General features: G+C 71.4%; 15 protein-coding genes. 3 read left to right on the top strand and 12 right to left on the bottom strand.

The features are described from left to right. Window positions 1–24: 24 nt before the first annotated feature. The 8 genes from ACZ5VD_RS09185 to ACZ5VD_RS09150 all read right to left on the bottom strand — a co-directional run bounded on the left by ACZ5VD_RS09185 (window position 25) and on the right by ACZ5VD_RS09150 (window position 11,950). Window positions 25–1,743, bottom strand: a complete 1,719-nt coding sequence (locus ACZ5VD_RS09185; RefSeq protein ID WP_468553638.1) for a PP2C family protein-serine/threonine phosphatase — start codon at window positions 1,741–1,743, stop codon at window positions 25–27. Beyond that, window positions 1,740–2,783 (bottom strand): SpoIIE family protein phosphatase, encoded by a 1,044-nt coding sequence (locus ACZ5VD_RS09180; protein ID WP_468681710.1) that lies wholly within the window; start codon window positions 2,781–2,783, stop codon window positions 1,740–1,742. The genes ACZ5VD_RS09185 and ACZ5VD_RS09180 overlap by 4 nt, the downstream gene beginning before the upstream one ends. Continuing rightward, window positions 2,783–3,223, bottom strand: a complete 441-nt coding sequence (locus ACZ5VD_RS09175; RefSeq protein ID WP_468553640.1) for an anti-sigma regulatory factor — start codon at window positions 3,221–3,223, stop codon at window positions 2,783–2,785. The genes ACZ5VD_RS09180 and ACZ5VD_RS09175 overlap by 1 nt, the downstream gene beginning before the upstream one ends. Further along, on the bottom strand, window positions 3,223–3,642 hold the full coding sequence (locus ACZ5VD_RS09170) for an STAS domain-containing protein (RefSeq protein ID WP_468553641.1): 420 nt from the start codon (window positions 3,640–3,642) through the stop codon (window positions 3,223–3,225). Before ACZ5VD_RS09170 ends, ACZ5VD_RS09175 begins: the two co-directional genes overlap by 1 nt. Next, window positions 3,639–4,538 carry an STAS domain-containing protein gene (locus ACZ5VD_RS09165; RefSeq protein WP_468681708.1) on the bottom strand — a complete coding sequence of 300 codons (900 nt, stop codon included), beginning with the start codon at window positions 4,536–4,538 and terminating at the stop codon, window positions 3,639–3,641. Before ACZ5VD_RS09165 ends, ACZ5VD_RS09170 begins: the two co-directional genes overlap by 4 nt. Window positions 4,539–4,592: 54 nt before the next feature. Then, window positions 4,593–4,994: an STAS domain-containing protein gene (locus ACZ5VD_RS09160; protein WP_468553643.1), complete on the bottom strand. Its 402-nt coding sequence runs from the start codon at window positions 4,992–4,994 to the stop codon at window positions 4,593–4,595. Between the two features lie 121 nt (window positions 4,995–5,115). Continuing rightward, window positions 5,116–7,461: a SpoIIE family protein phosphatase gene (locus ACZ5VD_RS09155; RefSeq protein WP_468682189.1), complete on the bottom strand. Its 2,346-nt coding sequence runs from the start codon at window positions 7,459–7,461 to the stop codon at window positions 5,116–5,118. Between the two features lie 208 nt (window positions 7,462–7,669). Next, the gene (locus tag ACZ5VD_RS09150; RefSeq protein ID WP_468553644.1) at window positions 7,670–11,950 is read right to left on the bottom strand and encodes a HAMP domain-containing protein; all 4,281 of its coding nucleotides are present in this window, start codon (window positions 11,948–11,950) and stop codon (window positions 7,670–7,672) included. A gap of 408 nt (window positions 11,951–12,358) precedes the next feature. Between ACZ5VD_RS09150 and ACZ5VD_RS09145 the strand changes: the two genes are divergently transcribed. Then, window positions 12,359–12,730, top strand: a complete 372-nt coding sequence (locus tag ACZ5VD_RS09145) for a PRC-barrel domain containing protein (RefSeq protein WP_468553645.1) — start codon at window positions 12,359–12,361, stop codon at window positions 12,728–12,730. A gap of 84 nt (window positions 12,731–12,814) precedes the next feature. Beyond that, a complete protein-coding gene (locus ACZ5VD_RS09140; protein WP_468553646.1) occupies window positions 12,815–13,252 on the top strand; it encodes an ATP-binding protein in 438 nt (145 codons plus the stop codon). A gap of 56 nt (window positions 13,253–13,308) precedes the next feature. Here ACZ5VD_RS09140 and ACZ5VD_RS09135 read toward each other — a convergent pair whose 3' ends face one another. Then, window positions 13,309–13,743: an ATP-binding protein gene (locus ACZ5VD_RS09135; protein WP_468553647.1), complete on the bottom strand. Its 435-nt coding sequence runs from the start codon at window positions 13,741–13,743 to the stop codon at window positions 13,309–13,311. A gap of 198 nt (window positions 13,744–13,941) precedes the next feature. On the opposite strand from ACZ5VD_RS09135, the gene ACZ5VD_RS09130 reads away from it, so the two are divergent. Further along, on the top strand, window positions 13,942–14,118 hold the full coding sequence (locus tag ACZ5VD_RS09130) for a hypothetical protein (protein ID WP_468553648.1): 177 nt from the start codon (window positions 13,942–13,944) through the stop codon (window positions 14,116–14,118). A 56-nt stretch (window positions 14,119–14,174) separates the two neighbouring features. On the opposite strand, the gene ACZ5VD_RS09125 is transcribed toward ACZ5VD_RS09130, so the two are convergent. The 3 genes from ACZ5VD_RS09125 to ACZ5VD_RS09115 form a co-directional block, all read right to left on the bottom strand. Continuing rightward, entirely contained in the window at window positions 14,175–16,082 is a 1,908-nt protein-coding gene (locus ACZ5VD_RS09125) for an AMP-dependent synthetase/ligase (RefSeq protein WP_468553649.1), read from the bottom strand. A 244-nt stretch (window positions 16,083–16,326) separates the two neighbouring features. After that, window positions 16,327–17,415: a glutamate--cysteine ligase 2 gene (locus ACZ5VD_RS09120; RefSeq protein WP_468681706.1), complete on the bottom strand. Its 1,089-nt coding sequence runs from the start codon at window positions 17,413–17,415 to the stop codon at window positions 16,327–16,329. Window positions 17,416–17,521: 106 nt separating this feature from the next. Continuing rightward, window positions 17,522–17,830, bottom strand: a 309-nt coding sequence (locus ACZ5VD_RS09115) for an alpha amylase C-terminal domain-containing protein (RefSeq protein ID WP_468553651.1), incomplete at its 5' end; no start/stop codon positions are given.

Here is a 17,830-nt window from a genome sequence, read left to right as displayed (position 1 = left end):
GGTACGGATGTCGTGGACGGAGTCTCAGGCGGCCAGGTGACAGAGCAGCAGACATACGTCGTCGTCCCGTTCCGAGTCGCTCAGCAGGGGAGTGAGGATGCGGTCCGCCGAACCCTCCAGATCCTCCGCCAGTTCCTCGGAGCGGAACGACCCCAGGGCCGTCGCGAGGCGTTCGATGCCGGGATCTATGCCCTGGGCCCGCCGCTCCACCAGGCCGTCCGTGTACAGGGCCAGCGTCGAGCCGGGCGCGAGCGGCGCGGTGTGGTCGTGGATCTCCTGCCGCAGCGGGATGCCCAGCATGGCCCCCGGCTTGGCGTCCAGCGTGTGCACCCGGCCGTCCGGAGCGCGCAGCACCGGCGGCGGATGACCCGCGGCCGCCCAGGTGAGTGTCGGATCGCCCGGCCGGAACCGGGCGATGACCGCCGTGGCGTACAGGTCGGGCTGCAGGTGGTGCAGGAACGTGTGCAGACGGGTCAGCAGCTGGCCGGGGCTGCCGCCGTCGACGGCGTACGCCCGCAGCGCGGTGCGCAGTTGGCTCATCATCACGGCCGCGTGCAGACCGTGCCCGGTGACGTCGCCGATGACGGTGATCAGGCTGCCGTCGGGCTGCCGGAAGGCGTCGTACCAGTCGCCGCCGATGTTCAGCCCGTGCGTGGCCGGCAGATAGCGGGCGGCCAGGCTCAGGCCCGGTGTGGCGGGCAGGTCGGTGAGCAGGGCGCGCTGGAGCGTCTCGGCGATGTCCCGGTTGTGCTCGAAGCGCCGGGCGTTGTCGATGGCGGTGCTGGCCCGCCGGGTGAGCTCGATCAGCATCACCGCGTCGTCGGGGTCCCAGCGGTCACCGGGCGGCGACAGCGTCAGCACGCCCAGCGGGGTGCGGCGCGTCGGCAGCGGGATGCACAACACGGGCCGCCCGGGCTCCAGCGCCGAGGGCGGCTGGTCGGTGACCCCGGGCAGGCCGCCGGGATGGTCGGCGGCGTACTGCGGGCGCCCGGAGCGGGCGGCGAGCACGGCGGCGGCCGGGTGCGGGGCCGGGCGGTGCGGGTCCTCGTCGCCGTCGAACAGCCAGACGTCGACGCTGCGCGCGTACTCGGGCACCAGCAGTTCGGGCAGGCGGCGCACGATCTCGTCGTGGTTCAGCGACGTCGTCAGGACGGCACTGGCGTCCGCCAGGAACATCAGTCGGCGGCGGGCGCTCTCCGCCTCGGTGCGGGCCTTGCGCTCGGCGGCGAACGCGTCGCGCTGGGCCCGTCCGGCGGCGTCCAGCTCGGCGTGCAGGGCCAGGACGCCCTGGTTGGTCTGGTGCAGCTCCTCCCGGTGGAAGGCGACCAGTTGCTCCTGCTGGGTGAGCCGCTCCAGGACCAGCGCGGTGTCCTCGTCGGCGCCGAGCAGGGCCTCCGCCAGGACCGCCGGATCGTCCGCCACAGCGGCCGCGCCGGCCGCGTCCGCCGTCTCGGGGCAGCGGACCGTCGTACGCCACGGTGGTGTGGCGGCGACGGCATCCGGGTCGGGCGAGGGCGTCACCACGACGTGCAGCAGGCCCTCCTCGGCCGGTGCGGCCGTGGCGTCCAGCGTGAGCAGCCAGGTGCCGCCCTTGGTCAGGCACTGCCGCAGGTACGCGCTGAGGGCCGTGGTCAGCCGGGTGCGGTCGAGGGCGGGCACACCGTACGCGGCGGCCAGCCGGGCGGTCGCGATCCGGGCCCGGGCCGCGTCGACGACGGTGGTGATCTCCAGGCTGCGTGTCATGGACCCTCCGGCGGAGTCGGAGCCAGCACCGCCACGGCCGTGTCGTCCCGCACCGGCCGCGCGGAACTGCTCGCGTCGCGCACCGTCACGGCCGCCACCACGGCCGGGTCGGCCGCCAGCAGGCCCGGGTCGGACGGCGGCGTCCAGCGACTGGGCAGACCGTCGCTGTGCAGGATCAGCAGGTGGCCGGGCGACCAGGGCATACGGTCCTCCCGCAGCGTCGCGTGCCGGTGGACGCCGACGATGCCGGGCCGGGACAGCAGGGAACGCCAGCGGTCGCCCTCGTACAGCCGGGCCCCGATGTTTCCGACGCCGGCGAACCTCAGCACGCCGGTACCGGTCTCGACCTGGGCCACCGCGACGGCCGCCCCCCGGGTGCCGCGCAGCGCCGTGTCCAGATGGACCAGGGCTTCGGCGGGCGGCAGATGGGCGGCGCTGTGCAGGGCCTGGACCGCGGCCGTCGAGGCGCGGGCCGCCTCCGGGCCGTGCCCGAGCCCGTCGGCCATCATCAGGGTCAGCCGGTCGCCCGACCGGGCCCACGCCCAGGCGTCGCCCGAGTACTCGGCCCCGGCGAACGGGACGTTCACCCCGCCCACCCGTACCGCGGCGACCGGCGCCGGGTCCCTGGGGCGGGCTCCGACCCGGGCCAGGGCCACCGTGCCCCGGCCCGGGACGCTGTGCAGCCCGAAGTCGTCCGCCACCCGACGGCAGGTGCCGAGCCCGGCGCCCAGGGAACGCGTCGTGGTATAGCCGTCGCGCAGGGCGGCGGCGACATCGGGCATGCCCGGCCCGTGGTCGACCGCGGTGACCTGCACCAGCGAGGCGCCGCCCGGGAGCCTGGACGGGGCCACGACGTCGATGAGGAGCCGACCGCCCCCGGCGTGCTTGAGCAGGTTGGTGGCCAGCTCGGTCGCCACCAGCGCGGCGGCGGCCGTACGCGGCTCGTCCAGACCCGCCAGGGTGGCCGCGCTCTCCGCGGCGACCCTGGCGTCGCGCACCCGGGTCGAGTCGTGCACCGGGACATCCCATACACGGGGCATCAGACCTCCCCCCGCGGCCGGGGAGACGCCGCGGCCCAGGAGAGGACCGTGACCTTGGTGCCGACGCCCGGAGTGCTGTCGACGGCGAACTCGTGGACCAGCCGCCGGGCGCCTCCCAGGCCCATGCCCAGCCCGTCGCCCGAGGTGTATCCGTCGCTCAGCGCCCGATCCAGGTCCGGGATGCCGGGCCCTTCGTCGGAGAAGGTCAGCCGCAGCCCGTTGGACCGCCCGCCGGTCACGGGCGCCGTCTCCATCTCCCCGCCCCCGCCGTGCACGAGGGTGTTGCGGGCCAGCTCGCTGGCCGCGGTGACCAGCTTGGTCTGCTCCACCAGGCCGAAGCCCAGCAGCGCGGCCGACTGCCGCACATGCTGGCGCACCCACACCAGATCCATGTCCGAGCGGATCGGCAGGCAGGCCTCTACGCCCGCTTCCGTCCGCATCACCGGTTCTCCTGGCGCAGGCCGCCGGAGCGGGTGTCCCGATCGCGTCCCGCGAGCAGCTCCATGGCCGCCTCGGCGTTGAGGGCGGTGCGCAGCCCGGGCAGCTCCAGACCCAGTTCCACCAGGGTGATCGCGACCGCCGGCCGCATCCCGGCCACCACGGTCCGCGCGGCCAGCAGCCGGGCCTGCGCCGCGATCTCGGCCAGCACCCGCCCGAGGAAGGAGTCGACGATCTCCACTCCGGAGATGTCGATGACGACACCGGTCACCCCGGTGCCGACGATGGTCTCGCCGATGTCCTGCTGCAGTTGCTCCGCGGTGCTGTCGTACAGATCCCCCTGGAGGGTGACCAGGAGGACGTCGCCGAGCCGGAGCACCGGCACATGCCCCGTGACGGGGCGGGAGAAGTCGTGGTTCACCGTGGACCCGCACCGCCGGGTGTCGCGCTGACGATGTTGGCCCCCAGCTCGTGCAGCGCGTACGACAGGGCGTCGGCCAGGCTCGCCCGGGTCAGCACCGTGCCCAGGTCCAGCCCCAGATGCACGATGGTCTGCGCGATGGCCGGGCGGATCCCGGAGACGACGCACTCCGCGCCCATCAGCCGGGTGGCCGCCACCGTCTTCATCAGATGCTGGGCGACCAGCGAGTCGACCGTCGGGACACCGGTGATGTCGAGGATCGCGAACCGGGCGTGCTGGTCGACGACGGCCTCCAGCAGGGACTCCATCACCACCTGGCTGCGCGCACTGTCGAGGGTGCCGATCAGGGGGACCGCCACGATGCCGTCCCAGAGCTTGATGACCGGGGTCGCCACCTCCATCAGCTGCAGCCGCTGCCGCTCGATCAGGGCCTGCCCTTCGCTCAGCGCCGCCTCCAGGACGACCAGCCGCAGGGTGCCCATCAGCACCGTGAGCGAGGTGGTGCACTCCCGGACCCGGTCGGCCGGCTCCTCGGACAGGTCGGCGAGCAGCAGGTTCTCGACCGGCGGACGCAGGGCGTTCACGTCGTTGGAGACCTGCGAGGTGGTGAAACCGGCCCGGGAACGGGCCGCGCCCATCCGAGACAACTGCTCACGAACCACGGTGAATCCGGCGGCATCGGGATCGTGCACCTGGTTCGTGTCGGCGACCTGGGCCAGCGCGTCGACGACGATCTTGCCCGCTTCCACCGCCTCGTCCCGCGAGACGGTGAACACCGTACGGAAAAGGGGTTCGTCGGCCCATCGCTGGGCCACCTGCTCACCGCGGCGCCGCAGGAACTCCCCGACCTCCTGTGCCGGTGATCCGTGCTGTTTCATCATGTCCTGCTCCGGCACCCGTACTGCTCCTCGGTCTCATCGTCGATGTTCGCGTAGATCTCTCCCCCCGGATCAGGTCTGCTGCCCGTTCTGCTCGCCCGGTACCGCCTCGTGCGCGTCGGCGCGGGCCAGCGCCTCGTCCAGGCTCTCAGACACCGGAACCGTGATGCTCACGCCCGTCAGGTCCAGGATCCGCCGCACCGCCGGCGCGGGGGAGATGATGTGGACGCTGCCCGGTATGACGCGCGCCTCCTGGTAGACCCTCAGGATGATGTTCATGCCGGTCGAGTCCATGAACGGCACGGCCGACAGGTCGAGCAGGAAGTGCCGTCGCCCGTGGTGGAGTTGGTTGGCCAGGTGATGCTGGAACTCCGTCGCGGTGTCTATGTCCAAATACCCCTCGACCGTGACCAGCGCCACATCCTCCCGGGGCAGCGTGACCTCCACGGACAAGGGGTTCTGGGCTGGGGACACGAAATACCTCCACAAGTCTTACGGCCAGGGCTGGTTACCCCTGCGGGCGGTTTCGATGCACACCGATTCCGGCGGTGCTCCGCCACCGCGCCTGCGCTTACCCCCGAATCCAGCAGGTATGTCAGCCGACCCGGATGCCCACGATGCACGTGTCGTCGTCCGTGTCCGACCTGCTGTAGGTCAGCAGGCGGTCCAGCTGCTGGTCGAGCCTGGTGGGAACGGCCGTACGGGCGGTGGTCAGCAGCTGCCGGAGCGACTCCTCCAGGGACCGGTCCCGGCGCTCGATCAGGCCGTCGGTGTACAGCAGCAGGGTGTCCTCGGCCGCCAGCTGGACCTCGGCCTCCTCGTAGAGCGCCTCGGGAACCGCGCCGAGCAGCATGCCCTTGAGCAGGGGCAGCGTCGAGGCCTCCGCGTCCCGCACCAGGACCGGCGGCAGATGACCCGCCCGCGCCCAGCGCAGGGTGTGCAGGGCGGGGTCGTACAGTCCGCAGACGGCCGTGGCGGTGACGGCACCGGTGAGGTGGTGCGCCACGATGTTGAGCCACGACAGGAGCTGGCCGGGCCCGGCACCGGTGACGGCCAGCCCCCGCAGCGCGTTGCGCAGCACGACCATGCTGGTGGCCGCCTCTATCCCGTGTCCCGCCACGTCACCGACACACACCAGGACCATCCCGGAGGGAAGCACGACGGCGTCGTACCAGTCGCCGCCCACGAGCTGCTCGGTCTCGGCGGGCCGGTAGCGCACGGCCACCTGAAGGTCGGGAACCCGGAGCGGGGCCTGCGCCGGCGGCATGATGGCGTGCTGCAACTGCAGGGTCAGCCGGTTGCGTTCGGTGGCCTGCTGCTCGGTGTGCGCGAGCTGGTCGCGGGTGGCCGCGAGCGCGACCTCGGTCCAGTGCTGGGCCGAGATGTCCTGGTAGGCGCCCCGGACGGCGATCAGCCGGTCGTCCATGTCGAGCACCGGTTCGGCGACGACCCGGATGTGGCGGGTCACCCCGTCGGGCCGTTGCAGCCGGAACGCCGTGGAGGCGGGACGCTGCTGGTGCAGCACCGTGCGCAGGAACCGGCGGATGGCCGCGGTGTCGTCCGGGTGGGCGTGCGCCGGCAGCTCTTCGAGCGGCACCGGGACACTGGTCGGGGAGCGGCCGTAGAGGTCGAAGAGCTGCCCGTTCCAGGTGATCTCGCCGGTCAGCAGGTCTTCCTCGAAGCCGCCGATCCGGCCGAGCCGCTGCGCGTGCTGCAACAGACTCGCCAGCCGGGCCCTCTCGTCCTCGATCCGCCACAGCAGCAGGACGCCGGTGCCGTGGCGGCTGACGCTGATGTCGGCGACCGCCGACAGCGGGACCTGGTCGACCAGCGCGGTGAGGTTCATCCGCCGGGCACGGAAGGGCTCGCCGGTCGCGTAGACGCGCTCGACGCTCTGGAAGAGCTCGCTGTCCCCGGCGACCATCGGGTAGGCCTCCAGCAGCAGGGCTCCGCTGACCAGGGCCCGGGGCCGGCCCGCGGGATCGAGGAACCTGCTGTTCACATGCTGGATGCGGAAGTCCACCAGGTGGCCGGAGTCGTCGAGGTGCGGTGCGAGGACGAGAGCGGGGTCGTGCAGCCCGTCGGCCAGGTCCATGAGCTCCGTCGCGTCCGGCAGCATGCGGGGTTCCGGCTCGGAGCCCCGGCGGAGCGTGTACGTCTCCAGCGTGTGGGCGCACAGTTCGGCCAGGGCCTCCAGCTGGCGGACGATCCGCGGCTGCTGAGGCGCCATGGGACCGGGCCACACGATCTCCAGGACACCGTGCAGGCGCCCACCGGTACCCGCCGGCAGCGCGGCCCGGGCGCCGTCCGGGTACTGGTGCCGGCCGATGCTGGGCAGACCGGTCCGGGCGAGGGAGCTGATCCACTGGACGTCGCGCTCGGTGAGGCCGCGTCGCGCCACCGTCGCGACGTCCGGCGGTACATAGCGCCAGCGGGTCGCCTCGACCGGGGCGAACCCGGCGTTGCCCGCCAGGGTGAGGGACCCGTCGGGGCCGGCCGCCCAGATGGCCACGGCCACCGCCCCCAGCGGCTCCAGGGCCTGGTGCAGCAGGGAGTCCGCCACGGCCTGGGTGTCGTCGGCGGCCAGCGCACCGCTCTCGGCGGCCCGCAGCCGTACGGCCGCGGAGTCACCCACCGGTTCCGCGGTGTCCGAGGTGGCGGTGAGGAAGGCGTCGGCGATCTCGGACACCCGGTCCCGGGCCGCCTGGTTGATGACCTCGACCGCCAGCTCCAGGGGGGTCACCCGGGCCTGCTCGGCCAGCTCCGAGAGCTGGTGGGCGGCCTGGGCGGGACCGCACCGCAGGCGTTCGACGAGGATGCCCTTGGCGAGTTCGATCAGGGCCCGCCCCTCGGCCTCCACCTGGGCCGCCCGCACCTCGCGGCGTAGCCGCTCGACGGTCGCGGCCAGCCGGCCGACGGAGGAGGCGGGCGGCGCGGACAGGCCGTCGGCCTCGGCCGGTGGTTCGTTCTGTGGTTCGGCGGGGGGAGTGCGGGGAGAGGCGGGTTCGATCGGTGCCTTCCCGTCGTCGGATGAGTGCGGGGGCTCGGAGATGCTCACGGTGCGAAGGCTCCTCGGCCGGCAGGCCCTGGGGTGCGGATGAGGGGACGCGAGCCCGCCCGGCCGGTGGGCCGGGCGGGCGTCGGCGTCCTCACACGGGCAGCCAGCGTCGGACGCAGGCGATCAGGTCCTGGGTGTCGACGGGCTTGGTGACGTAGTCGCTGGCGCCCGAGGCGAGGGACTTCTCCCGGTCGCCTGGCATCGCCTTCGCGGTGACGGCGATGATGGGCAGCTCGGCGTACTGCGGCATCCTGCGGATCTCGGCGGTGGCCGCGTACCCGTCCATCTCCGGCATCATGACGTCCATCAGGACGAGGGCGATGTCCCGGTTGTCGATCAGGGCCTCGATGCCCTTTCGGCCGTTGTCCGCGTGCAGCACCCGCAAACCGTGCAGTTCGAGGATCCCGCTGAGGGCGAAGAGATTGCGCGCGTCGTCGTCGACGACGAGCACGGTACGGCCCACCAGCGGATCGTCGACCGGCCGCGGTGCCGGCTGCTGCGGTCCCTCGGGGCGCACCAGCGACAGCACGTCCCCCGGTTCCTCGGCCGACAGATGCAGCGCGATGCGCTCACGCAGCTCGTCCAGGCTGGACAGGAACTCCAGCGCACCGACCTCCGAGCGGGACCGCAGACTCTCCTCCATGGCGAAATCGGCGCGGTGGCCGCTGTGGACGAGGACCGGGACGCCGGCCAGCGCGGAGTCACCCTGCAGCGCCTCCAGGAAGCGGGAGGCCTCGCCGTCCGGCATGCCCAGTTCCAGGACGACGCAGTGGCACGGTTCGTCGGCCAGCGCACCCGCGGCCTCCTGGGCGCCGACGGCGGTGATGATGTCGACCACCGCCCCGGGACCGCTCCCGACCCCGCCGTGGGTCACGTCCGTGACCACGCTCTCGGCGACCAGGGTGAGCAGACCGCGGGACCGCTCCTCCACCACGAGCAGCCGGCGCCGACGGTGACCGGCCCCGGTCGGCGGGCCGCCCGCCGACTGCCGGCTGTTCCCGGCGTCCAGTGCGAGGGCGTCGTCCGGCGCCTGCTCCAGGGACCGGCCGCGGGCCAGCAGTTCCTCGAAGTCGGGGCGGGTCACCGGCAGGAAGAGCGTGAACGTGCTGCCCTGGCCGGGTGTGCTGTCCACCGTGACCGCACCGCCGAGCAGATGGGCGATCTCCCGGGTGATGGACAGGCCCAGACCGGTGCCGCCGTACTTGCGGCTGGTGGTGCCGTCCGCCTGCTGGAACGCGCCGAAGATGGTCTCCAGCTGCTGCTCCTGGATGCCGATCCCGGTGTCCTTCACCCGGAACGCCACGATGGTGCCGCCGCGCAGCACACCCCTGGGCACCTCGTCGTCGGCCGCGGGCTCGATCCGCAGCTCCACGCTGCCCTGTTCGGTGAACTTGACCGCGTTGGACAGCAGGTTGCGCAGCACCTGACGCAGCCGGGAGTCGTCGGTCAGCAGGTCCGCGGGTGCGCCGGGGGCCGTGGCCACCGTGAAGTCCAGGCTCTTCTGTGTCGTCATCGGCCGGAAGGTGACCTCCACGTACTCGATGAGCTGCCGCAGGGAGACCAGCTCCGGCGCGACATCCATCTTTCCGGCCTCGACCTTCGACAGATCCAGGATGTCGTTGATCAGCTGGAGCAGGTCGGAGCCCGCGGAGTGGATGATGCCCGCGTACTCGACCTGCTTGGGGCTGAGGTTGCGCGAGGGGTTCTGGGCGAGCAACTGGGCGAGGATCAGCAGGCTGTTGAGCGGGGTGCGCAGCTCGTGGCTCATGTTCGCCAGGAACTCCGACTTGTACTTGGAGGCCAGCGACAACTGCTGGGCGCGGGCCTCCAGTTCCTGCCGGGCCTGCTCGATCTGCAGGTTCTTCGCCTCGATGTCCCGGTTCTGCGCCACCAGCAGAGAGGCCTTCTCCTCCAGCTCCGCGTTGGAGTACTGCAGTTCCTCCTGCTGTGCCTGCAACTCCGCCGACCTGGCCTGGAGTTCGCCCGTGAGGCGTTGTGACTCGCCGAGGAGTTCGTCCGTCCGGGCGTTGGCCACGATCGTGTTCACGTTGACGCCGATGGTCTCCATCAGCTGTTCCAGGAAGTCGTGGTGGATCTGTGTGAATACCGTGACCGAAGCCAGTTCGATCACCCCGAGGACCTGGCCCTCCACCACGATGGGAAGCAGTACGAGTGCCGTCGGCACCACCTGACCCAGTCCCGAGGAGATGATCACGTAGCCCGGGGGCAGTTCGTCCACCGTGATGGTGCGCCTGCTGCGCGCCGCCTGGCCGACCAGGGTGCGGCCGAAGGCGATCCGGGTCGGCCGGGTGTCGTCGTCGGGATAGCCGTAGGAGCCGACCAGCCGCAGTTCGGGGCCGTCGGCGCCGTCCTCGGCCAGGTAGAAGGCCCCGTACTGGGCCGACACCAGCGGCACGAGTTCGTTCATGATCAGCTCGGCCACGACGGGCAGATCGCGGTGGCCCTGCATCAGGCCGGAGATCCGGGCGAGGTTCGTCTTGAGCCAGTCCTGCTCCTGGTTGGCCCGCGTGGTCTCGCGCAGCGAACCGACCATGGAGTTGATGTTGTCCTTGAGTTCGGCGACCTCGCCGGACGCCTCCACCGTGATGGAGCGGGTCAGGTCGCCCTCGGCGACGGCACTCGCCACCTCGGCGATCGCGCGCACCTGCCGGGTCAGGTTGCCCGCCAGTTCGTTGACGTTCTCGGTGAGGCGCTTCCAGGTGCCCGAGACACCCTCCACCTCGGCCTGGCCGCCGAGGCGTCCCTCGGTGCCGACCTCGCGGGCGACCCGGGTGACCTCGTCGGCGAACGCGGAGAGCTGGTCGACCATCGTGTTGATCGTCGTCTTGAGTTCGAGGATCTCGCCCCGGGCGTCGACGTCGATCTTCTTCGACAGGTCGCCCTTGGCCACCGCGGTCGTCACCAGCGCGATGTTGCGCACCTGGCCGGTGAGGTTGTTCGCCATCGAGTTGACGTTGTCGGTGAGGTCCTTCCAGGTGCCGGCCACGTTCGGCACGTGCGCCTGGCCGCCGAGGCGTCCCTCGGTGCCGACCTCGCGGGCCACCCGGGTCACCTCGTCGGCGAACGCGGACAGCGTGTCGACCATGGTGTTGATGACGTCGGCCAGGGCCGCGACCTCGCCCTTGGCCTCGACGGTGATCTTCTGCGAGAGGTCGCCCCGGGCCACCGCGGTCGCGACCTGGGCGATCGAACGGACCTGGCCGGTCAGGTTGGACGCCATCACGTTGACGTTGTCCGTGAGGTCCTTCCAGGTGCCCGAGACGCCCCGGACCTGGGCCTGCCCGCCGAGGTTGCCGGCGGTGCCGACCTCGCGGGCCACCCGCGTGACCTCCTCGGCGAACGACGACAACTGGTCGACCATCGTGTTGAGGGTGTTCTTCAGTTCCAGGATCTCGCCACGGGCGTCGACGGTGATCTTCTGGGAGAGATCGCCCTTGGCCACCGCCGTCGCCACCTGGGCGACGTTGCGGACCTGGGCGGTGAGGTTGCCCGCCATGAAGTTCACCGAGTCGGTGAGGTCCCGCCAGGTGCCCTTGACGCCCTTGACGTCCGCCTGTCCGCCGAGGCGTCCCTCGGTGCCGACCTCGCGGGCGACGCGGGTCACCTCGTCGGCGAAGGCGGACAGCTGGTCGACCATGATGTTGATGGTGTTCTTGAGTTCGAGGATCTCGCCGCGGGCGTCGACGTCGATCTTCTGGGAGAGATCGCCCTTGGCCACCGCGGTCGTCACCTGGGCGACGTTGCGGACCTGGGCGGTGAGGTTGCCCGCCATCAGGTTCACCGAGTCGGTGAGGTCCCGCCAGACGCCGGCGACCCCCGGCACCTGCGCCTGGCCCCCGAGGCGTCCCTCGCTGCCGACCTCGCGGGCCACCCGGGTCACCTCGTCGGCGAACGCGGACAGTTGGTCGACCATCGTGTTGACGGTCTCCTTCAGCTGAAGGATCTCGCCCCGCGCGGGAACGTCGATCTTCTGGGAGAGATCGCCCTTCGCCACCGCCGTGGCCACCTGCGCGATGTCACGCACCTGGGTCGTCAGGTTGCCCGCCATGGCGTTGACGGAGTCGGTGAGGTCGGCCCAGGTGCCCGAGACGCCCGGCACCTCCGCCTGTCCGCCGAGTGTTCCCTCGGTGCCGACCTCGCGGGCCACGCGCGTGACCTCGGAGGTGAACACCGACAACTGGTCGACCATGCCGTTGAAGACCGTGGCGATGTCACCCAGGAGGCCGTCCCCGTCGGCAGGCAGGCGGGTGCCGAAGTCCCCGTCCCGCACCGCCGTCAGCCCCGCCAGGAGTTGTCTCAACTCGTGGTCCCCCGGGACCGCATCGGTGACCTCGATGCTGTTGCTGGTCATGCCCACCCTCGTTCCGCTCCCCAGGAGCCCTCGTGCACGAGGACTCGGAACCGAGCGGGGCCGCCGGGTGGCCCCGCCAGTAGTGCATGCATTTCCGCAGTTCACGGATCTGCGCGATGAGAAAGACGAGGCAGGCTAACCCAAGGGCCGAGCGGCTCACAAAGCCTCACGTCAACTTCCGGTCCGCGGAGGGATCCTGGCCGGGGAATATGCATGGTGGGACGGAACAGGGGTACCGGTAACAGTTTCCCCTCGGGTCCACGACCCGGTTCCGCCCCCGGAACGCGATGGGGCGCGATGCTCGGAGTGCGAGCGCCGCGGGAGGGTAATTGCTGGTGTGGAGCGAGCGGACGCGAAGTCGGTCCGCCTGCTCGTGACTCGTCATCGGCACCAAGCGAAGGGAGCGGTGTGGCCATCGAGACAATCTGGTCGTACGCACCGGACAGCGGTCATGTGGAGGGACAGGACCTCACGGGGTACACCGTGGCGGCCCCCGACGGCACCATCGGTCATGTGGACCGGCAGGCCGACCACTTCGGGATGCGGCACCTGGTCGTGGACACCGGAGTCTGGGTCTTCGGCCGGAGTGTGCTGGTGCCGGTCGGCGTCATGACGGCCGTGGACACCGAGGGCCGGAAGATCACGCTGTCCTGCACGAGGGGCGAGGTGAAGGCCGCGCCCCGGTTCCACACGGACAGCGAGACCATGGACCGGTCGTATCTGGCGAGGGTCGGCGAGTACTACCACCGGCTGCCGCCGCGCGAGACGACCACCACCTGACCGGCGTCCGGCGGGACCTGGTGAGCAGAGCGGGGAAAGGCTGATGGATGTGACAGGAGCGGTGCCCCGGGCAGTGGCGGAGCCGTGAGGCCGGCGGACCCGACACCGGACGGGATCCTGAGCGATCCCCGGGTGACGACCGCGGCGGCGGCCCGCGCACAGGTGCGGGCGGTGGTGCGCGAGAAGTGGACCGCGGCCTCCCGCCCCGTGCGGGAGACGGACGTCATCGATCTTCTGCTGGTCGTCTCGGAACTGGTCACCAATGCCATCCGGCACGGCGCCGGCCTGGCCGGGTTCGACATCCTGCCCCTGCCCCAGGGGATGCGGCTGGCTGTCCACGACAACAGTGAGGTCGTGCCCGACGTCGCGTACGGACCGGGGATCCTGCCCGCCGGGCACCACGGCAGCGGCTACGGCTGGCCGTTGATCATCCGGCTCGCCCGCGAGATCGCCATCGAGCCGCGTCCCGGGGGCGGCAAGACGATCAGCGTGTTCGTGCCGCTGCGCGAGGTGTCCGCCTGAGGTTCCGGGCACGTCGTCCCACCGGCCCGGCGGTCGTGCCCGGTCTCCCCGGGGTCTCACCAGGGCAGGAAGACATGGATCTCCTTGCCGCTCTCCAGGGGTACGACACTGACCTGGTCGCAGAGGGTGTGGACCAGGTGCCAGCCGATCCCGCCACCGCCCTTGCTGGGATGGAAGGGGCGGGGCGCCGGTGGCTCGGGGTTCGTGTCCCGCACGACCACGTGCACGCCGTCGAAGGTGCGGCGCACGGACAGTTCGAAGGGGCCCGGAGCGTACTGGACGGCGTTGGCCGCCAACTCGGTGACGACCAACAGGATGTCGTCCCAGTACTCCGGCGCGGCCGGCGGGGAGGTGCGGGCCAGAGCGAAGAGGAATTGCTCAGCCTCAAGGCGCGCACCCGTCACATTGCGCAGTTCTCCTGAGAAACGGGTGCTGCGACTCGGGATCTCCTTGGAAGCCAGTGTGTTGTCCCTGTGCGGCTCGGTTGACATCTCGCCTTCCCATCCCTGCGTCAGCAGGGCTGTAGCTCTCTCCCGTGCGCCCCCACGGTCTGCGAGTTCCCAGGCGTAAAGAGCCTACGCGTCCGTGCGCGATCAAACTGGCGGATCAGGGGAGCGCCCTCGTGCCTGTCACCGCGGATCGGGGGCATGGGGACTGGGTAGCAGAAACCGACCAAGGGAGGGTGACCCGTGCTAGCCATAGCCGCGGCCGTACTGTTCTTCATCGCGTTCCTGATCAACGCCGCCGACATCTCGACCAACGATGTCTTCACCTCGACGAACATCATGCTGCTCGGCCTGATGGTGCTGGCCCTGCAGATGGCCGGTGTCGGCAGTTCCTGGGCCGCGCGAGGCCGCAGGCGCTGACGAACGGGCGGAGGCGTACCGCATCCGCTTCCGCCCGCGTCGGCCCCTCCTGTTCCTCACCGGAACACGTTGTCCGCCTCGTCCCAGCTCGCCACCTCGTCCCGCAGGTCCTGCCGCCCGCCGCGTGAGCGCGCCTGGTACATCGCGTCGATCTCGAACGCGTAGGTCTTGACGATGAGATCCCGGCGCAGCTTCATCGAGGGGGTCATCAGCCCGCTGGCCAGGTCGAACGGTTCCGGGAGCACCCGGAAGACGCGGATCGACTCCGAGCGGGACACGGCACTGTTGGCGGCCGCGACGGCCCGGGTGATCTCCTCCCGCAACGCGTTCTCCTCCCGGGCCTCGCGGCCGGGCGCGTCGCTCTGCAGCGCGAGCCCGGCCCGCCAGTGCGCGAGGAACTCCGGGTCCAGCGTGATCAGGGCGCCCACACAGGGCCGGTTGTCGCCGACCACCACGGCCTGGTGGATCAGCGGGTGCATGCGCAGCCGGTGCTCCAGTCCGGCCGGGGCGACGCTCTTGCCGCTGTTGGTGATGATGACGTCCTTCTTGCGCCCGGTGATCGTCAGATAGCCCTCGGGGTCCAGCCGTCCCAGGTCCCCCGTAGCCAGCCAGCGGCCTTGCAGCAGCGCGGCCCGGGTCGCCGCCTCGTCGCCGATGTAGCCCTGGAACACCGACGGCCCGCGCACCAGGATCTCGCCGTCGTCGGCGACGTGGATGGCGGTGCCCGGCAGGGCCTGCCCGACGGTGCCGGACTTCTCCCGCCCCAGCGGCTGCATGGTGACGCCGCCACTGGTCTCCGTGAGGCCGTATCCGTCGTGGACGTAGAGACCGATGCCCTCGTAGAAGAGGCAGAGTTCACGGTTGAGCGGTGAGCCGCCGGACACTGCGCGGCGGGCCCGGCCACCGAAGGCGGCCCGCAGTTTGCGGTACACCGTGCGCTCGTACAGGGCGTGTTGGAGCCGCAGGTCGAAGCCGGGCCCGGGGCCCTCGCCCAGCCGGTGCCGCTCTTCGGCGGCGGCGTAGTCGCGTGCCGTCTCGGCCGCCCGCTCGAACAGCGCGCCGCGGCCCGACTGCTGGGCGGTGCGCAGGAAGGTCTTGTACATCTTCTCGAAGACCGACGGCACGCCGTAGAAGTAGGTGGGGCGGAAGGTGCGCAGCGCCGACGACAGCGCCTCCGCGCTCAGGTCGGGTTCGTGGGCCATGAGCAGGCCGCCGCGCACGCACATGCCCTGGATCATGAGGCCGTAGACGTGGGAGAACGGCAGGAAGGCGAGGACGGAACCCTGTTCTCCGGGCGGCGAGGCGGTGTGGCCCCAGCCTGCGAGGAGGGTGTCGCAGGGGCTGGCCATGCTGCGGTGGCTGAGCGCGCAGCCGAGGGGGTTCCCGGTCGTGCCGGAGGTGTAGGCGACGACGGCGGTGGAGTCCGGCAGCACGATGCGGCGCAGCGAGTCGACGGTGGCGATCGGGATGAACTCACCGCGCTCCACCAGTTCCTGGAGGGAGCCGGAGTCCAACTGCCAGACGTGGCGCAGCCGAGGCAGCGTCGCGCACACGGAGCCGACCGTCATCACGCTCTGCTCGTCCTCGACGGCCACGGCCACACAGCCGGCGTCGCGCAGGATCCACTCGACCTGGTCGCGTGACGCCGTCGAGTGGATCGGCACGACCTCGGCGCCCACCGCCCACAGCGCGTAGGCGAGGACCGACCACTCGTACCGGGTGCGCGCCATGATCGCCACGCGGCTTCCCGGCGAGATCCCCGAGGCGACCAGCCCCTTGGCCACGTCCACGATCTCGTCGCGCAGTTCCACGGCGGTCACCACCTCCCATCCGGCGGCGGAGGGGTTCGGGCGGCGGGCGATCATCGGCAGGGTCGGGTTACGGAGGGCCGCTTCGAAGATGCTGTCCGCGAGTCCGCCGGTCAGCGACGACGTGGCCGAGGGAGCGAGGGCGAAGTCGCGCATGCGCTGCTCCTGTGGTGTACGGGGTGTGACTCCGCCGACGGGCAGGGTTGTCTCCGGCTCGAATCTAGCCGAGGCGAGGGCGCGCGGTGCCGGGATCGGGGAACTGACCGGCCCTCGATGATCTCGGCGCGTTCCCTGGGGAGTCGGACGGTACCGGGCCGGCGGCCGGGACGGTATCCGGCCGGGGGATGTGGACGGTGTGCGAGCGGCGGACCCGGACGACGGGCCGGGGTGTACGGCCCTCTCACGTCTGGGTGATGCGCGCGCACTCGGTGACGACGTCCCTGAGGCTCCCGGACCGCTCCAGCAGCGCGCGCTGCACCGCGGCGCCGCCGCCGTGCCGCAGGAGTTGGGCGCAGGTGTCGTGGGCCCGGTCGAAGTCGCCGCTCTCGGTGAGGGCGTCGCCGACCCGGTCCAGCAGGGCCCGCACGACGGTCGCCGCGGGCATGCGCCGCATCGTCTCGGGATGCAGGAGTTCCTCGGTGGGTCCGGAGCGGGCGGCACGCCAGGCGGCCATCCGGAGCAGGCTCACGCTGTGTCCCAGGGGCTCCCGGCCCGCCCGCCAGTCGCGCGCGGCGGTCTCCACCAGGCCTCGGGCGAGGGTCGCGACCAGCACGGCGGTGTCGGCGTGCAGACAGACGTCCGAGACCCTGATCTCCACCGTGGGGTAGGTCCGGGACAGCCGGGCGTCGAAGTAGATCATCCCCTCGTCGAGGATCACACCGGTGGCGACCATGTCCGCGACCCGGCGGTGATAGCGCTCGGCCGAACGGAAGGGCTCGGTGGGACCGGCCGACGGCCACCGCTGCCAGACCCGGCTGCGGTAGCTGCTGTAGCGGGTGTCCTTGCCCTGCCAGAACGGGGAGTTGGCGCTGAGCGCGGCCAGGACCGTCAGCCAGGGCTGGATCCGGTCGATGACGGCGACGCCCTCCTCGTCGGACTCCACGGACACGTGCACATGACAGCCCATGACGAGCTGTTCCTTGGTGGCGATCCCGTACTGCTCCTCCATCCACCGGTACCGGTCGGTGACGCCCACGGAGGGGCTGACGGGCAGCGGTGAGGTGGCGAGCGCGGCGACGGTGCAGCCGATGGCCCCGGCGTGCCGGGCGGCTTCCTTGCGGCAGCGGACGATCTCCGCCCGCAGCTCCGCCATGCCCGACTGCGGATGGGTCGCGAACTCCAGCATCTGGTTGTGCAGTTCCTCCTCGAAGACGTCCTGCTGGGCGTCGTCCTGCGCGGCGCGGGCGAGGACCGCGGCGGACAGTGCCTGCGGTTCACCGGTGTCCGGGTCGACCAGGAGGAGTTCCTCCTCCACTCCGACGGTACGCACCTGATGCAGCCTCTCTGCGGTCCCTGGCGGCGACGAGGAATGCTCGCTCTGTACGCCCCGACTGCCCCCATCGGGTCGTTCGAACACCTGTTGTCGCCGTGGGTCCTCAGCCGGGCTGCGGTACCAGCCACACCGTCGCGAGCGGCGGCAGGGTCAGCCGGAGGGTCCCGTCCTCCGGCTTGACCGGGTCGGGCCGGGTGAGATCGCCGCCGCCGAACTGTGCGGCGTCGGTGTTGAGGGCCTCCTGCCAGGCGGGCACGGACCCGGGAACGTCGAGACGGTAGTCCTCGCGTACGACAGGGGAGAAGTTGGAGACCGCGAGCAGCGGGGTGCCTTCGGCGTCGTAGCGCAGGAAGGCGAAGACGTTGTCCTCGGCCGCGTCGCCGAGGACCCATCGGAAGCCCGCCGGGTCGGT

This window comes from Streptomyces sp. NPDC032822, assembly GCF_055578825.1.
Note: the sequence above shows the minus strand (reverse complement) of the source record. Positions and strands in the feature narration are given on the sequence as shown.